We start from the raw sequence: 16043 nt of genomic DNA, 5'->3' as shown, positions 1-16043 counted from the left end.
GCAGATGACTGCCTGCGATCAGAGGCCGACGCTATGGCTCGCGTGGCGGTCTACGCCAGGTCGAACCAACCAGGCAGCACGGTAGCTGCTGGTCTGTGTCGTCATCCAGGCCCACGCGTGGTCGCACCGATGGCATTTGTTAAGCTCCGGTCTTTGTGTTCACCCTAAGGCCGACCAGATGACTGCATCCCCAGCCGCACGCCGCCCGGGCCTGCCCCTGCATTGGAAGATGGGTATTGGCTTTGCCGTGGGCCTGGTACTGGGTCTGGCCGTCTACTATCTGGCCGGCAGCGATGCCGACGGGGTGCGCCTGGCGACCAAATACGTGACTACGCCGTTCTCGCAGATCTTCCTCAATCTGATCTTCATGCTGATCGTGCCGCTGCTGTTTTCGGCACTGGTGATGGGCATCTCCGACATGGGCGACATCCGCGCGCTGGGCCGCGTGGGCTGGCGCACCCTGGGCTACACCGTCGTGCTGTCCGGCATTGCAGTGCTGCTCGGTCTGGTGCTGGTCAATGTGCTCAAGCCCGGTGCGGGCGTGGACCCGCAGCTGGCCAATCAGCTGATCCAGGAAAACGCCGAACGCACCCGCGAGATCATCTCCAGCTCCGGCACCCAGCCGCAGGGCATGGACATGCTGCTGTCGATCGTGCCCAGCAACGTGATTGCCGCCGCGTCCAGCAATGGCGCGATCCTGTCGCTGATGTTCTTTGCGGTGATGTTCGGCGTGGGCATGGTGCTGACCGCCGAGGAAAAGGTGGCCACGCTCAAGCGCGCCATCGAGGGCATCTTCGAAATCTCGATGACCCTGATCGGCCTGGTGATCCGATTAGCGCCGTATGCGGTGGCCTGCTTCATGTTCAACCTGGCCGCGTTGTTCGGCTTCGATCTGGTGATCCGCCTGGGCGCCTACGTGGGCGTGGTCGTGCTGGCGTTGGGGCTGCACATGGTGGTGAGCTACGGGCTGGCGGTGAAGTTCGCCGGGCGCTCGCCGCTGGGGTTCTTCAAGCAGACGCAGGAAGCCACGTTGATGGCGTTCTCCACTGCGTCCAGCAACGCGACCCTGCCCACCGCCCTGCGCGTGGCCGACGAGATGGGCCTGCCGCCGCGGGTGTCGCGCTTCGTGCTGACGGTGGGCGCCACCGCCAACCAGAACGGCACCGCACTGTTCGAAGGCGTGACGGTGATCTTCCTGGCGCAGTTCTTCAACGTGGACTTGAGCCTCGGCCAGCAATTCATGGTGATGCTGGTCTGCATCCTGGGTGGGATCGGCACCGCCGGCGTGCCGTCCGGCTCGCTGCCGGTGGTGGCGCTGATCTGCGCGATGGTGGGGGTCAACCCGGTCGGCATCGGCATGATCCTGGGCGTCAACCACTTCCTGGACATGTGCCGCACGGCGTTGAACGTGACCGGGGATCTGGCGCTGACGACCTTGGTGGCCAAGGGCGAGGAATAGGGAATCGGGAGTGGGGAATGGGTAAAGCGGGCTGGTGCGGGCCCGGGGTGTGACGGTGAGCTTCACGTATGGCTAAGGTGATTAGGCGCGCGTGTGATTGCATGACCAATTGGCAATACTGCATCCGACTCTCCATGCCCGATTCCCCTAACGCGCTGTGTGGGAGAATAGGGGCCTCCGCTTCCAGCGGTGTTCCCCTCCGCTTCCATAGACGCCCATGACCCAGCCCACCCGCCGCCAGCTGGCCAACGCCATCCGTTTTCTTGCCGCAGATGCGGTCGAAGCCGCCAAGTCCGGCCACCCCGGCATGCCCATGGGCATGGCCGATATCGCCGAAGTGCTGTGGAACGACTTCTACCGGCACAACCCGAATAACCCGCAGTGGTTCAACCGCGACCGTTTCGTGCTGTCCAACGGGCATGGGTCGATGCTGCAGTACGCGTTGCTGCACCTGTCCGGCTACGACCTGCCGATCGAACAGCTCAAGCAGTTCCGCCAGCTGCACAGCAAGACCGCCGGCCACCCGGAGCGCAGTGAGACCCCCGGCGTGGAGACCACCACCGGCCCGCTCGGCCAGGGTTTCGCCAACGCCGTCGGTTTCGCGCTGGCAGAGAAGTTGCTGGCGCAGCGCTACAACCGCCCGGAGCTGGAAATCGTCGATCACCGCACCTGGGTGTTCATGGGCGACGGCTGCCTGATGGAAGGCATCTCGCACGAAGCCGCATCGCTGGCCGGCACCTGGGGCCTGGGCAAGCTGGTCGCGTTCTGGGACAACAACCAGATCTCCATCGACGGCAATACGGCCGGCTGGTTCAGCGACGACACCCCGGCGCGTTTCGAAGCCTATGGTTGGCACGTGGTCCGTGACGTGGATGGGCACAACGCCGAGAAGATCAAGGCCGCCATCGAGGCGGCGCTGGACAACAGCGACAAGCCCACCCTGATCTGCTGCCGCACCAAGATCGGTTTCGGTGCGCCGACCAAGGCCGGCAAGGAATCCTCGCACGGCGCACCGCTGGGCAAGAACGAGCTGGAAGGCGCGCGCAAGGCACTGGAATGGCCGTACGGCCCGTTCGAGATTCCCGAAGAGATCTACGCCGGCTGGCGCGCAGGCGGCACCGGCACGCTGCGCCAGGCCGAGTGGGAACAGCTGTTCGACAAGTACGCCAGGCAGTACGCCAGCGAGGCCGATGAGCTGACCCGCCGCTCGCACGGCGAGCTGCCGGCCGACTTCATCGCCCAGGCCGATGCCTACATCGCCAAGGCGCAGGAAGATGGCCAGACCATCGCCTCGCGCAAGGCTTCGCAGCTGGCGATCGAAGCGTTCGCGCCGCTGCTGCCGGAACTGATCGGCGGCTCGGCGGATCTGGCGCATTCCAACCTGACCTTGTGGAAGGCCAGCAAGTCGGTGGCCACCGACGACCCGGACGCCAACTACGTGTATTACGGCGTGCGCGAGTTCGGCATGACCGCCATTGCCAATGGTCTCGCGCTGCATGGCGGCTTCATTCCGTTCGACGCCACCTTCCTGGTGTTCAGCGACTACGCACGCAATGGCGTGCGCATGAGCGCGCTGAACCCGGCGCATGCCATCCACGTGTACACGCATGACTCGATCGGCCTGGGCGAAGACGGCCCGACCCATCAGCCGGTGGAACACCTGGCCTCGCTGCGCTACATCCCCAACAACGATGTGTGGCGCCCGGGCGATGCGGTGGAATCGGCAGTGAGCTGGAAGGCGGCCATTACCCGCAAGGACGGCCCGAGCTGCCTGATCTTCAGCCGCCAGAACCTGCAGCATCAGCCGCGCAGCGTCGAGCAGATCAAGTTGATCGAACGCGGTGGCTACGTGTTGGCCGATGCCGAAGGCGGTACGCCGGACGTGATCCTGATCGCCACCGGCTCGGAAGTCGGGCTGGCAGTGGAAGCCAAGCCGACCCTGGATGCGGCTGGGCTGAAGACTCGCGTTGTTTCGATGCCGTCGACCGATGTGTTCGATCGCCAGGACGCCGCGTACCGTGAGTCGGTGCTGCCGAACGCCGTGCGCAAGCGCGTGGCGGTGGAAGCGGGCGTGACCGGCTTCTGGCGCAAGTACGTGGGCCTGGATGGCGATGTGGTCGGCATCGACACCTTCGGCGCCTCGGCACCGGCCGATCAACTGTATGCCTACTTCAAGATCACTGCAGAACACGTGGTGGAAGCAGCAAAGGCGCTGTAACGGCGGTGCGTTGCTTTGGACAAAAAACGCTGGCGAAAGCTGGCGTTTTTTTTATGGTGGTTGCATGCCGCATCGTGCGTTTGGCATGCGCGATGTCACGGACCGGGTGCGAGGTGTGGTCCTGGCGATGATCCCGGTGCGCGGTAGCGGCAGCAATTCTTTCACTGCCCCGCGCAGTACTGCGGCGCGTTGAAGTGGTGCTGGTGCACGGGCGGCGCCGCAATGTAGATCATGCCTGGCGGCGCGGAGGGCATGGAGGCAGGTGCTGGCGGCAAAGTTCATCTTGACCGGAGTGGGGGCCTGGCCTTTTGCGGGTCGTCGTAACTTGCCGGTGATGTCGCCGTTGCTTTCAGGAGAGTCTTCAAGCCCGGAATGCACTCGTGTGTCTTGCCACATGCGCCAGCGCACCCCAGGCGATTGCCCAACCTGGGCCGCTGGCGGCGATCAACACCTCGGTCGCGTCCGCTTAGTTGGATCTCGTTACGGCCTGACCCTATGCCGCCTGTTTAAAATGTGAATCATTCCCATTAAAATGGTGCGCTGCCACGGTTGCGTGGCGCGTCCTCCCTCTTTATTCGCCGTCCGGCGCTGCCGTGATGGATGCCCTCGACTGTCCGTGCCGGAGCTGTGATGAATCGTCCTACCGTAATGCGTCTCCTTCCCACTACGCTGCGCCCGCGCGCGCTGTCGCATGCGGTGTTCGCCGCGCTGTGCACCTTGACAGCAGGACAGGCGCTGGCCGAAACGCCGGCCGGCGACGCGGAGGTCACCACCCTGGATCGGCTGAATGTGCAGGGCGAGCAGGTCAAGGGTTACACGGTGGAAAAGACCACCGCCGGCACGCGCATGAACCTGTCGCTGCGCGAGATTCCGCAGTCGGTCACGGTGGTCACGCGCGAGCGCATGGACGACCAGAACCTGCAGAGCATCACCGACGTGCTCAACAACGTCTCCGGTATTTCGGTCGCGCAGAGCGACAGCGAGCGGCTGGAGTTCTATGCGCGTGGTTTCTACATCGACAACTACCAGTTCGACGGCATTCCGGCGTACATGGAGCAGGCCTGGAGCTACGGCGATTCGGCGCTGGACGTGGCGTTGTACGACCGCGTGGAAGTGGTGCGTGGCGCGACCGGTCTGTTGACCGGTTCGGGCAACCCGTCGGCCTCGATCAATCTGGTGCGCAAGCATGCGGTGAGCCGCGACTTCATCGGCACCGTGTCGGTGGGTGGTGGCGACTTCAACAAGACCCGCAGCGTGGCCGATGTCACCGTGCCGCTGAGCCCTGAAGGCACCGTGCGCGCACGTGTGGTCGGTGTGTATCAGGACGGCGAATCGGAGATGGATCGCTACAACCTGCGCAAGAAGATCGGCTCGGCAATCATCGATGCCGACCTCACCGACAGCACCTTGCTGAGCGTGGGTTACGAATACCAGAAGAAGGAATCGGATGATGTCACCTGGGGTGGCTTCCCGCTGTTCTATAGCGATGGCACCCGCACCAACTACGATCGTTCGTTCAACCCGGCCGCCGATTGGACGTTCTGGGATACGCGTCTGCAGCGCACCTTCGCCAGCCTGCAACAGAGCTTCGACAGCGGTTGGACCCTCAAGGCCAACGTGAGCCACGAGAAGACCGAAGCGGCCAATCACCTGTTCTATCCGTACTACACGATCTTCGGCTTCGACCGCGCCACCGGCGGCGGCGTGGTGCCGTATTCGGGCAACTACCAGACCGAGCGCAAGGCCGATGGTGCCGATGTCTATGCGGAAGGTCCGTTCCAGCTGTTCGGCCGCGAGCATCAGGTGGTGGCCGGCGCCAGCTACAACCGCCGCGAGTACGTCAATAACGGCACCTTCGATTTCCCGGCGCCGCTGGACAGCTACCTCGGCTGGACCGGTGCCTACCCGGAGCCCAACTGGAGCCCGCGCACGGTGCAGAGCACCGGCACCATCAAGCAGAAGGCCGCCTACGTTGCTGCACGCTTCTCGCTGGCCGATCCGCTGAAGTTGCTGGTGGGCGCGCGCTATACCGATTGGCAGATCGATGGCGGCAACTTCGATGCGGCGCAGGGGCTAGCGCCGTTCTCCGACAGCCAGACCGAAGTGACCCCGTACGCCGGTCTGGTCTACGCCATCAACGACGTGTGGTCGACCTACGTCAGCTACACCGAAATCTTCAATCCGCAGACCTTGCGCGATGCCAACGGCGGCTACCTGGATCCGTTGAGCGGAAAGGGCTACGAGGCCGGCGTCAAGGCCGCGTGGTTCGACGATCAGCTCAATGCCTCGCTCGCTCTGTTCCGCATCGAGCAGGACAACCTGGGCGTGGCCACTGGCGGCTTTGTGCCGGGCAGCAGCGAGTCTGCGTTCGTGGCAGCCAACGGTGTGGTCAGCGAAGGCTTCGATTTCGAAGTATCCGGGCGCCTGACCCAGGGCTGGAATGCCACCTTCGGTGCGTCGCACTACACCGCGCGCGACGACAGCGGCACCTCGATCAACACGCATCTGCCGCGCACCACCCTAAAGCTGTTCAATAGCTACACCCCGCAAGGTGCGTGGAGCGACCTGACCGTGGGTGGCGGCGTCAACTGGCAGAACCGCTCCTACTACGTGGACCCGGTGTACGGCACCTTCCAGCAGGGTGCCTATGCACTGGTCAGCGCATTCGCACGCTATCGCCTGTCGCCGCAGTTCTCGGTGCAGCTCAATGTCGACAACCTGCTCGACAAGCGCTACTACTCGCAGTTCAACGGCGGCTATGGTGCCTGGGGCGCGTCGCGCAACGGCATGCTGACCTTCAACTATTCGTTCTGAGCGAGCGCGGCATCGGGCGTTGCTGACGCTCGGTCCGGTTGAAACATGGCGCAGGCACTTTGTGAAAGGTGCCTGCGCTTTTATGTAGGGCTGGGCTGCCGCGGCTTGCAGACGTCATGCAACGAGTGCGGGTCTGGCAGTTGCACACTTCTGGTCGGGCAGGCATTGGGCGTCTGTGACAGTCAGTGCGCGGCCACCATGGGCGCAGGCATCCTGCGAACGATGTCTGTGCCGTTTGGGTGTCCCGGGTTTGCGGCTTGCACAGTGCGCAGCGCGCCTGCCAGACGCACGTCCAACAAGCACGGCGTCCGGCGAATGCAGAGGCGTTGCGCACCGAAAAGCGTACGGCGTGGTCGGGGACACGGCAGTGCGGTGTGGGACGCATGGCCGTCAACAACGCAACAACTGCGATGCGAGAACTGCCCTGCCACCTTCACTCGCATGATGCCGTCGGCCATGGTGCAGCAGGCTCTGCCTAGACGCATGCTGTTCAAGCAACCAGAGGCTGCAGATGCGGTGCCATCATCTGCGCAACCCCAGTCCATGAGCGCCACTGTGCATCGCATGGAGGAGCGCTGTGGCTGCGTGCACGCCACGCGAAGTGGTTGGATCGCCATGCAATGGCACAGCAGTGTCACCGTTTCGGCATCGGCATCGGCACCGATCTCGTCGGCAGGCGTGCGCACTCCCCAGTGGCGTGCAGGCAGCGGCTTACTGCAGCGGCTGGTCGCCATGCAGGACGGGATAGGGATTGAAGGCGTCTCCCTTCCACCACTGCTTCTCCGGTCCAAGGCGGTGGATTTCGAAATGCAGATGCGGCGCGGCCGGATTCGCATTGCCGGTGCTGCCGACGTAGCCGATAACCTGGCCGCGTTTGATCCATTGCTTCTCCGCGAGGCCGTCGGCGTACCGCTGCAGGTGCGCATAGTAATAGCAATACATGCCACCCGGCTCGAACTGATACACGGTCAAGCCGCCACGTTCGCTGTCGAACAGCTTCTCGACCGTGCCGTCGGCGACGGCGAGCACAGGTGTGCCAGCGGGCGCGAGGATATCGATGGCATCGTGCACGCGGCCCTCGCTGCGTGCGTCGGTGAAGGTGTCCTGCAGTTGGTTTTTGGCGACACCTTGCACCGGGATCAGCAGGCCGGCACTGGTGTCCGAACCCTCAGCGCCCGCTGATGCAGCAGAGGCCACTGCTGAAGCGTTGGACATTTGGGACGCCGGTGCCGTGGTCGCAGCGGCGGGATCGGCGGGCCGCGCAGCTGCAACCACAGGGGCAGAGGACGCCGCACCTTGCATGCGGGTGGACGCTGAGGCCGCGGCGGGCGATGCACTTGCGGCAGGCGGCACCTTTGCCTCCGGTGCATGACGTTCCAGCCACCAATAGCCGCCTGCACCGATCGCCATACCCGCCATCAGGATCATCAGCAGTTTCATGCTTACTCCTGCATCACCACCGGAATCGATGGGCCGACCACGCTGGCCAGGTTCACCACATCCCAGTTGGTCAGGCGCACGCAGCCGTGCGATTCGGTCTTGCCCACATGGCCGGGCTCCGGCGTGCCGTGCAGGCCGTAATGCGGCTTGGACAGATCGATCCACACGCGGCCTACCGGATTGTTGGGGCCCGACGGAAGCGTGGCTTTCTTATCACCCTTCTTCGCATCCCAGAACAATTTGGGGTTGTATTTGAACACCGGGTCGCGCGAGATGCCGAGGATCTTCCAGCGCCCGATCGGCAGCGGGTCGTGCTTGCTGCCGGAGGACACCGGAAATTGCGCATACACCTTGTCGCCGGCATCGAACAGGCGCAGCGTCGAGTCGGATTTATCGACCACCAGCTTGGCCGGCTTGGCGAGCGGTGCAACGCCATCGATGTTGGGTACCTGGATCACGCCACCGGCCTTGCCCAGATCCACACGGGGATTGAGTTGGCGCAGCAACGCGGGATCGGCGTGGAAGCGTTCGCCCAGCGCCTCATCGACCGAAGCGTAGCCCAGCGCGGGCAGCTTGGCCTGCTCGGCCGGACCTTTGGGAATCGGCTGGAATGGTCCTGCCACGTCGGCCTCGGTGAGGGTGTATTGCACCAGCGCCGGCGTGGTGTCTGCCTGCAATGCCTGCCAGGTTGCGTCATCGAGCTCCCCGGTCACCTTGATGTCGTGCGCTGCCTGAAACCCGGACACCGCACGTTTCTGGTTGGATCCGAGTTCGCCATCGATCTGGCCGGGCGAGAAATGCGCGCGGTCGAGCAGCACCTGTGCGTGCAGGTCCGAACGCGGGCCGGTTGCGACATCCTTCGCCGCAGGCGTTGCGGTAGCTGCAGGTGCAGGTGCAGGTGCAGGTGCAGGTGCAGGTGCAGGTGTAGCCTGCGAGGCTTGCGCCCTTAAGGGCAACCAAGCGCCAAGCGCCAGGGCGAGCAAGCAGACACGAGCGTAGGAGCGTGGTGGCATAAGCGGGTCCGGAGAAGGCATGGGCGCACCTTGCCGCAGCCGCGTGCGTTTGCTGCGTGAAATGACTGCACGCGGGCTGACTGGAGACACCGCGCATCGACGGCATGGCGAGGATGCGATCACATTGCCTCGACTCGCGTTGCCTCGCTGCTTCCTTCATCTGTCATGCCGCTGGAAGATGCAGGTGTTGCCATGTGCGATCTGACCAACCGGCGTGCAGCTTTCGGCATCATGGCGAACGTGCAATCGCACCGCTCGCAGCCACGCAGCGGACGGTTCACCGCATAGGCGAGCAGCGCTGCCCCGCCACAGCCCTGATGGCCGGATTGCCAGCAGTTCCGCTGCACCGTTAAAGCGGTTGTTACTGCTTTGACGTTTTGCGCAAGGCATGCACAAGCAGCCGTCTTTGCAGGCGCTCGCCGAGGCTGCGCGGCGCATCCAGCGCCATGCGCTCCAAACATGCCGCCTCATCGGCCTGCAACGCTCCGCGCGCGAGCACGGCCCGCGCCGCGGTTGCAGCCTTGCTGCCAGGAGTGGCCGTCGCAGCTTTGAGCCAGGTCAAGCCACGCAGTAAATGCTGTTCGACCTCGGTGAAATCGCTGCCCAGCGGGTAGTCGGGCAGGCTGCCGTCGCGGCGAAACGGAGCCAATGCCTGCTCCAGGACGTCGGGCGTGTTGCGTTGCGCGCGTGCAGGCAGTTTCGGGGTGGCCCGCAGCTTGCGTGAGCGCGCTGCCTGCGTCAGCAGCGCGTCCTGAAAGCGCGCATCGCAAATGCTGGCCATCTCCGCCACGCATTCCTGATCGGTCTTGTGGCGCAGGTCGGCGATGCCGTATTCGGTGATATAGAGATCGCGCAGGTGGCGCGGGATGGTGGTGTGGCCGTAATTCCAACGCACATTGCTGGCCGCCCGCGAATCGGCGTCGCGGGTGGCGCGCAGCATCAGCATGCTGCGCGCCTGCGGCAACGCATGCGCCATCGCAACGAAGTTGTACTGGCCACCGACACCGGACACCACGCGGCCATCCTCCAGGCCATCGGAGACCGCCGCACCCAGCGCGGTGGCCATCATGCAGGAGTTGAAGAAACGCGCATCGTGCCGTTGCAGGCGTTCCAGCGCTTCGTTGCCACCATAGAGCTGATTGATCTCGCTGATGCGGCGCATGCCGATGGCATCGCGGGTCTGTTGGTCGAGTGTGCGCAACCACTGGTAGAAGTCTGGCGAGCCGAGATAGAACGCGCCATGCAGGAATTCGCCTTCGCGTGCCAGGCGTGCCTGGTCGTCGGTATCGGCACTGCCATCAGCAATGCGTTGCATCAGCGGCAGGTCGTCGTGCACCTTGCGGCGGATCACGCCACTGTCCACCAACTGTTTGAAACCTTCGTTGAGCATCTCGCTGCAGCCATACAGGCCGATCGCGAAGGGCTCCAGCCCGCCGCTGGCCTGCACGGCCGGATGCGTTGCAAGTTCGGGGTCCAGTGCCTGCAGCACGTGGCGATAGGTAGCGTTATCGGTGTGGCGCAGAACCAGTGCATGGCTGAGGGCGTCGGCCAGCGTGCCGATGCCGATCTGCAAGGTGCCGCCATCGCGCACCAGGGTGCTTGCGTACAGCCCGATGGCGTAATCGACGCTGCTCACCGGCTGCCGCGGCAAGCCGAACAGGCGCGGCGAGGGGCCGGGCAGGTCGATGACCATATCGAAGAACGCCGCGTCTACCGCAGCGGTGCCGCCGATCCAGGGCAATTGCGGGTCGACCTCGGCCACCAGCAACGGGCGTGGCAGCCCCAGCGACTGCACCGCGTCCAGGGTGTCCTGGGTGATGTCGTTATTGCACGAAAACGACAGCCGGGTACCGCCAGGTTCGCGTGCCACCTTCTGCACGATCAGATTCGGCGCCCGCTGCGCCACTGCCGCCGCCGCGTGCGTGTAGTTCAGGCTGGTGTAATCGGCCTGCGCCTGCGTCGACTGCAACAGGCCGCCGGATTGCATGTAGAACTCTTCCACCTGGATATGCGCAGGCAGGACGTCGCGTAGCATGGCATCGACATACGCAAGTCGCGGGAAGTCCTCGCCGAAGTGGCGCGCGATGAAGGGCGCCGCAAAGCGTGCCTGCAGTCCCGCGCCCGGGCCGGGTGGATTGAGCGAGAGCGCGGTGTAGATTGCCAACGGCCGCGATGGTGCGTCCTTGATGCGCGCATACAACGCGTTTAACAGCCGGTGCGGCTTGCCGATGCCCAGTGGCGCGCCAACGCGCAGTGGGCCATCGACACGCTGCACGATCCAGTCCAGCGCAGAGTCCAGGTCGGTGAGGTGGTCGGTCATCCGTGCAGGGTAGCCGAGCGTTGGTCGCGAGGGAGTAGGCCCAAGGCCTCGCACCAGCGCCGCAGCAGCCGGGAATCAACCGGGAGACTTGAGACTGACTGCATTTACGAGCGTAATCGTGAAAAATTACGGGTGTAAACGGATGCCGATCAGCGACGCCGAAGCCGTGGTGATGCAGGTACTCTGGGACGTCGCGCCGCGCACGGCCGAGGAGGTGGTGGCAGCGCTGTCGCAGACCGACTGGGCCGAGCCCACCATCAAGACCCTGCTCAATCGCCTGCTCACCAAAGGCGCGATCGCCGCCCGGGAGGACGGGCGCAAATACCTGTACACGCCGGTGCTGCAGTGCGACCAGTGGGTGCAGCAACAGAGCGAGGGCCTGCTGCAACGCCTGTTCGGTGGCCGGGTTGCACCACTGGTGGCCCACTTCAGTGAGCGCGGGCAACTCAGTGCATCGGATGTGGCCGACCTGAAGCGCCTGCTCGAGGAGCTGGATGATGAGCCCTGATGCCATGGTGCTACGGACCACGCTCTACACCAGCGCCGCGGTGCTGGCCTGCCTGCTGCTGCGGGGACGCTTGCGTCTTTGGTTGGGCCCGTCGGCTGCTTATGCGATCTGGGCCAGCGTGCCGCTTGCCTTGCTGGCTGCACTGCTGCCTGGCCCGCCCATCGATATGGTGCCGCTGCCCGGATCGGCATTGGTGACGCTGCCGTTTGCACCGGGCAGCGTCAGCAGTCGCAGCAACTGGCATGAAGCATTGGGTGTTGCGTGGTCGGCTGGCGTATTGCTGACGGCCCTTCAGGTGTGGCGCAGCCAACGGCGTTTCGTGCGCAGCCTCGGGCCGCTGCGTGCACTGGGCAACACGCTGTGGGTCGCAACGCATGATGTGGGTCTGCCGGCGTCGTTGGGTGTTCGGCGTCCACGCATCGTGCTGCCACCGGACTTCACCACCCGCTATGGCGCCGACGAGCGCACGTTGATCCTGGCGCACGAACAGCAGCATCTGCATCGCGGCGATCTGTGGGCCAATGCCTTGGCGATCGCGCTGCTATGCCTCGGGTGGTTCAATCCGCTGCTGTACCTGGGGACGCGCGCGTTTCGTCTGGATCAGGAACTGGCCTGCGATGCCGCGGTGATGGCACTGCATCCCGGCAAGCGCCGCAGCTATGCCACGGCCATGCTCAAATGCCAGCTTGGCAGCGCCTGGACGCCACTGGCCTGCCATTGGGCAGCGACGCATCCGGTGACCCAGCGGCTCACCGCGTTGCGGATGCCCGCAATCGCCGTGCAGCACGCGCGCAGGAACGCGCGTGTGGTCATGCTGCTGGCGGCCATCGCCAGCCTCGCCTGTTGGGTGATCCGGCCGGCGCGTCTGCACGCCATGCCGGTTGCCGGCAACCCGGTGGATTTCAGCACGATGCAGCCGCCCAGGTATCCGGCTGCGGCAGTCGCTGGGCGTCTTGCCGGCCTGGTGGAGCTGCAGATCCAGGTGAGCCCGAGTGGGGCACCCGAACGCATCGCCATTGTGCAGAGCCAGCCGGCCGGGGTATTCGATCAATCCGTACTCGAGGCCGCACGCGGCTGGCGCTTCAGGCCTGCCTCCGTCGATGGCAGCGCGGTGACCTCGACGATACGCGTACCGGTGCGCTTCGAACCGGATCCGCTGGAAGACGCTTCCGGCATTGCCCGGGCTACCGACGGTCCGAATGATCCTGCGCAGCTTGAGCACAGGACCGGATGTCCGGCGCCGGGGTGCACTGCGCAGGAGATGCGGTGATGCGGCGCATGTTGGTCTATGCAGGCGGTGTCCTGGCGCTAGTCCTGAGCGGCTGCGCGACCCGGCCAGTGATGGAGCAGGAGCGCAGTCGACGCGAGGGTTCGGTCGATCAACGCATGTTGCCGCTGCAGCCGGGTGCTGGTGGCGCGGCCGCGATACAGGCCTATACGCTGTCGTCCACACAACGCTTTCGCATGCCACGCGCCGTGCGCAGCGATGCACCGGCACTGCCGCCGGAGTCGCCGCGGCAGACCCTGGCGCCGACCACGGTCTGCGTGCAGGTGATCCTCACGGCCGACGGCGCGGTGCAGCGCGTGGACCCCTTGTCCGATCGCGATGAGTGCGGCGCCGGGCTGCTGCCCGAGCATGCCGATCTGCTGCAGGCCGTGCGCGCCGCGGTCATGCAATGGCAGTTCGTGCCGGCAGCGATGTGCACCTACGCGCCCGGCGCAATACCTCCGGCAAACCTGGACGACTGCACCGGCGCCGCGCATGTGGAGCCTGTGCCGGTGACCTTGCCGTTTGCCTTCACCTTCGAGGTGCGGCAAGGCAAGGCGAGTGTGCGCTCCGATCAGGCGGCACGCTGAGTGAGGCATGCGGATGCCGGTCTCAGCGTGCCTGGTCCGATGTCTGGCTAGGGCGGGATCGCGCGCCGTGCCGGGCATGGTGCGTCCACCGAGGTGGTGTGCCTGGATGACGCAACGAGCGTGCAGCGCGCGCCGTACACCAAGCGCAGAACGCGACGGCAGACATGGGGAAAGTGGAATGACCGATCCGTTTCGCGTCGACCGATCCGCAAATGCCAGCTGTGCGGCCGCTTGCGCCGGTGCTTCCATCAGCTCAACACATGCACGCTATCGGCAATGCGCTGTACTTCGTCCGGGTTATGGCTGACGTAGAGCATCGGCAGACGGATTTCATCGCGCACGCGCTGCAGGTACGGGATCAATTCTTCGCGGCGCGCCTGATCCAGCGCCGACAGCGGCTCATCGAACAACAGGATGGCCGGCTGCGACAGCAGCGCGCGGCCGATCGCCACCCGCTGCGCCTCGCCGCCGGATAGATTGCGCGGCCGGCGCTGCAACAGCGGTGCGATGCCGAGCAAGGCCACCACATCGTGAAAGCCGAATGTCGCCGCACCGCGCGCATGCCGGCCATAGCGCAGGTTGTGCCGCACATCCAGATGCGGGAACAGCCGCGCATCCTGGAAAACGTAGCCGATCCGGCGCTTGTGCGTGGGCAGGTCCACACGCTGCTGGTGGTCGTACAGGCAGCGCCCATCGATGCGGATATGGCCTGCATCCGGCTGGACCAGGCCGGCGATGGCATTGAGCACCGTGGTTTTGCCCGCGCCGGACGGCCCCACCAGTGCCACGACGCGTGCCGCGTCCTGGATGCAGAGGTGTCGCTGGAAATTGCCACGGCGCAGATGCAGGTCCAGATCCAGCATCAGCCGTCCTCGCGCGGATGTTGCCGGCGCACCAGCCATTCGGAAAGCAGCAATGCCACCAGCGAGATTGCCAGTGCCACCGCCGCCAGTCGCCATACGCCCGATTCCATTCCCGGCACCTGCATCAGGCCGTAAATGGCCGACGACAAGGTCTGGGTTTCGCCCGGGATATTCGACACGAAGGTGATGGTGGCGCCGAACTCGCCCAGTGCCTTGGCGAACGCCAGCACCATGCCGGCCACCAGGCCAGGCCAGGCCAGGGGCAGGGTGATGCTGAAGAACCCCCGCCACGGTCCGGCACCGAGCGTGGCGGCCGCCGCTTCCAGGCGGCGGTCGGTGGCTTCGATCGACAGCCGGATCGCACGCACCATCAGCGGGAATCCCATTACCGCACAGGCCAATGCCGCGCCGGTCCAGCGGAAGGCAAACTGCACGCCGAGGTGCTCCAGCAGCCAGCTGCCGATCACCCCCTGGGTGCCCAGGGTCACCAGCAACGCATAGCCGGTCACCACCGGCGGCATCACCAGGGGCAGATGCACCACCGCATCCAGCAGCGCCTTGCCCGGGAAGCGCCGGCGCGCCAGCAGCCAGCCGCAGGCGATGCCCAGCGGCAGGCTGGCCACTGCCGCCACCAGTGCAACCTTCAGGCTCAGGCCGATGGCGATCAGCTCCTGCGGGGTGAACATCGACAAGCGCTGCGCCTCAATCCTGCAGCGAGAAGCCACGACGGGTGAAGATCGCCTTGGCCGGCGCGCTGCGCAGCCATGTGACGAAGGCGGTGGCGGCGGGGTTGCGGCTGTTCTTCAAGGCGGCGACCGGATAGACGATGGGCGCATGACTGTCGGCGGGGAAGGTGGCCACGACGCGCACCTTGGCGTCGGCGCGTGCATCCGAGCCATACACGATGCCCAGCGGCGCCTCGCCACGCGATACCAGCATCAGCGCTGCACGCACGCTCTCCGACTCGGCCAGGCGTGCCTGCACGCTGTCCCACTGGCCAAGCTTGCGCAGCGCCGCCGCGGCGTATTTGCCGGCCGGCACGCTATTGGTCTGGCCAACCGCCAGGCGGCCGCTCTCGCCCAAGACCTTGGCGATGCTGCCCGGTGTACGCGGATCCACCTGCACCTTGCTGGCCGCTGGCGCGATCAGCACCAGGGTGTTGCCGAGCAGCTGCTGGCGGTGTGCCGGCTCCACCAGGTTGCGCTGCTGCAGATAGTCCATCCATTCCAGATCGGCCGAAAAGAACACATCGGCCGGGGCGCCTTGCTCGATCTGGCGCGCCAGCGCAGAGCTTGCGGCATACGACACGCGCACCGGCGTGCCGGTGGCCTTTTCGTACGCGGCAGCGGCGTCGTCCATCGACTCCTTCAGGCTGGCGGCCGCGAACACGGTCACCGGCGCGATTTGCGCGCAGGCCAGCACGGGCAGGGCAAGCATCAGCACGCACAGGGCGCGCTGCCAGAAACCGATCATGCGCATGGGACGTTCCAAACAGGTGGCGGGCACCGATCATAACGGCTGCGCCGTGATCGGCGTGGCGACCGCCAGCGG

The 16043-nt window shown here is 65.3% G+C and carries 12 protein-coding genes; 6 read left to right on the top strand and 6 right to left on the bottom strand.

What is annotated here, in order from left to right:
• Nucleotides 1-178 precede the first annotated feature (178 nt).
• From XCSCFBP4642_RS0114975 to fhuE, 3 genes are all read left to right on the top strand, one after another.
• Complete coding sequence (locus XCSCFBP4642_RS0114975) at nucleotides 179-1459, top strand: dicarboxylate/amino acid:cation symporter (protein ID WP_029220509.1); 1281 nt, start codon at nucleotides 179-181, stop codon at nucleotides 1457-1459.
• A gap of 217 nt (nucleotides 1460-1676) precedes the next feature.
• Nucleotides 1677-3677 (top strand): transketolase, encoded by a 2001-nt coding sequence (gene tkt, locus XCSCFBP4642_RS0114970; protein ID WP_029220508.1) that lies wholly within the window; start codon nucleotides 1677-1679, stop codon nucleotides 3675-3677.
• 630 nt (nucleotides 3678-4307) lie between these two features.
• Nucleotides 4308-6491, top strand: a complete 2184-nt coding sequence (gene fhuE, locus XCSCFBP4642_RS0114960; RefSeq protein ID WP_029220507.1) for a ferric-rhodotorulic acid/ferric-coprogen receptor FhuE — start codon at nucleotides 4308-4310, stop codon at nucleotides 6489-6491.
• 711 nt (nucleotides 6492-7202) lie between these two features.
• Here fhuE and XCSCFBP4642_RS0114955 read toward each other — a convergent pair.
• From XCSCFBP4642_RS0114955 to XCSCFBP4642_RS0114940, 3 genes are all read right to left on the bottom strand, one after another.
• On the bottom strand, nucleotides 7203-7931 hold the full coding sequence (locus tag XCSCFBP4642_RS0114955) for a M23 family metallopeptidase (protein WP_029220506.1): 729 nt from the start codon (nucleotides 7929-7931) through the stop codon (nucleotides 7203-7205).
• 2 nt (nucleotides 7932-7933) lie between these two features.
• On the bottom strand, nucleotides 7934-8944 hold the full coding sequence (locus XCSCFBP4642_RS0114950) for a L,D-transpeptidase family protein (RefSeq protein ID WP_029220505.1): 1011 nt from the start codon (nucleotides 8942-8944) through the stop codon (nucleotides 7934-7936).
• Nucleotides 8945-9305: 361 nt separating this feature from the next.
• Nucleotides 9306-11264 carry an acetyl-CoA hydrolase/transferase C-terminal domain-containing protein gene (locus XCSCFBP4642_RS0114940; protein WP_029220504.1) on the bottom strand — a complete coding sequence of 653 codons (1959 nt, stop codon included), beginning with the start codon at nucleotides 11262-11264 and terminating at the stop codon, nucleotides 9306-9308.
• A 142-nt stretch (nucleotides 11265-11406) separates the two neighbouring features.
• Here XCSCFBP4642_RS0114940 and XCSCFBP4642_RS0114935 point away from each other — a divergent pair, with 142 nt between their 5' ends.
• From XCSCFBP4642_RS0114935 to XCSCFBP4642_RS0114925, 3 genes are read left to right on the top strand one after another with little or no spacing between them, the layout of a single operon-like run.
• Nucleotides 11407-11772: a BlaI/MecI/CopY family transcriptional regulator gene (locus XCSCFBP4642_RS0114935; protein ID WP_029220503.1), complete on the top strand. Its 366-nt coding sequence runs from the start codon at nucleotides 11407-11409 to the stop codon at nucleotides 11770-11772.
• Nucleotides 11762-13042 (top strand): TonB family protein, encoded by a 1281-nt coding sequence (locus XCSCFBP4642_RS0114930; RefSeq protein ID WP_053329574.1) that lies wholly within the window; start codon nucleotides 11762-11764, stop codon nucleotides 13040-13042. Before XCSCFBP4642_RS0114935 ends, XCSCFBP4642_RS0114930 begins: the two co-directional genes overlap by 11 nt.
• Nucleotides 13042-13629, top strand: a complete 588-nt coding sequence (locus tag XCSCFBP4642_RS0114925) for a hypothetical protein (RefSeq protein ID WP_029220501.1) — start codon at nucleotides 13042-13044, stop codon at nucleotides 13627-13629. Before XCSCFBP4642_RS0114930 ends, XCSCFBP4642_RS0114925 begins: the two co-directional genes overlap by 1 nt.
• Before the next feature lie 248 nt (nucleotides 13630-13877).
• On the opposite strand, the gene modC is transcribed toward XCSCFBP4642_RS0114925, so the two are convergent.
• The 3 genes from modC to modA are packed head-to-tail and all read right to left on the bottom strand — an operon-like array spanning nucleotide 13878 to nucleotide 15971.
• Nucleotides 13878-14492, bottom strand: a complete 615-nt coding sequence (gene modC / locus XCSCFBP4642_RS0114920) for a molybdenum ABC transporter ATP-binding protein (RefSeq protein ID WP_029220500.1) — start codon at nucleotides 14490-14492, stop codon at nucleotides 13878-13880.
• Nucleotides 14492-15178: a molybdate ABC transporter permease subunit gene (gene modB, locus XCSCFBP4642_RS0114915; protein WP_029220499.1), complete on the bottom strand. Its 687-nt coding sequence runs from the start codon at nucleotides 15176-15178 to the stop codon at nucleotides 14492-14494. The genes modC and modB overlap by 1 nt, the downstream gene beginning before the upstream one ends.
• Before the next feature lie 16 nt (nucleotides 15179-15194).
• Nucleotides 15195-15971, bottom strand: coding sequence for a molybdate ABC transporter substrate-binding protein (modA, locus tag XCSCFBP4642_RS0114910; protein ID WP_029220498.1), 777 nt, complete (start codon nucleotides 15969-15971; stop codon nucleotides 15195-15197).
• Nucleotides 15972-16043: the final 72 nt, after the last annotated feature.

It is taken from the genome of Xanthomonas cassavae CFBP 4642 (assembly GCF_000454545.1).
GTDB classification, from domain to species: Bacteria; Pseudomonadota; Gammaproteobacteria; order Xanthomonadales; family Xanthomonadaceae; genus Xanthomonas; species Xanthomonas cassavae.
Note: the sequence above shows the minus strand (reverse complement) of the source record. Positions and strands in the feature narration are given on the sequence as shown.

Excerpts from the sequence above, each read along its gene's own strand:
- XCSCFBP4642_RS0114925 (WP_029220501.1), top strand. The coding sequence starts at position 13,042 with ATGCGGCGCATGTTGGTCTATGCAGGCGGTGTCCTGGCGCTAGTCCTG.
- tkt (WP_029220508.1), top strand. The coding sequence starts at position 1,677 with ATGACCCAGCCCACCCGCCGCCAGCTGGCCAACGCCATCCGTTTTCTT.
- modC (WP_029220500.1), bottom strand. The coding sequence starts at position 14,492 with ATGCTGGATCTGGACCTGCATCTGCGCCGTGGCAATTTCCAGCGACAC.
- XCSCFBP4642_RS0114950 (WP_029220505.1), bottom strand. The coding sequence starts at position 8,944 with ATGCCACCACGCTCCTACGCTCGTGTCTGCTTGCTCGCCCTGGCGCTT.
- XCSCFBP4642_RS0114940 (WP_029220504.1), bottom strand. The coding sequence starts at position 11,264 with ATGACCGACCACCTCACCGACCTGGACTCTGCGCTGGACTGGATCGTG.
- fhuE (WP_029220507.1), top strand. The coding sequence starts at position 4,308 with ATGAATCGTCCTACCGTAATGCGTCTCCTTCCCACTACGCTGCGCCCG.
- XCSCFBP4642_RS0114955 (WP_029220506.1), bottom strand. The coding sequence starts at position 7,931 with ATGAAACTGCTGATGATCCTGATGGCGGGTATGGCGATCGGTGCAGGC.
- modB (WP_029220499.1), bottom strand. The coding sequence starts at position 15,178 with ATGTTCACCCCGCAGGAGCTGATCGCCATCGGCCTGAGCCTGAAGGTT.
- XCSCFBP4642_RS0114930 (WP_053329574.1), top strand. The coding sequence starts at position 11,762 with ATGAGCCCTGATGCCATGGTGCTACGGACCACGCTCTACACCAGCGCC.
- XCSCFBP4642_RS0114975 (WP_029220509.1), top strand. The coding sequence starts at position 179 with ATGACTGCATCCCCAGCCGCACGCCGCCCGGGCCTGCCCCTGCATTGG.
- modA (WP_029220498.1), bottom strand. The coding sequence starts at position 15,971 with ATGCGCATGATCGGTTTCTGGCAGCGCGCCCTGTGCGTGCTGATGCTT.
- XCSCFBP4642_RS0114935 (WP_029220503.1), top strand. The coding sequence starts at position 11,407 with ATGCCGATCAGCGACGCCGAAGCCGTGGTGATGCAGGTACTCTGGGAC.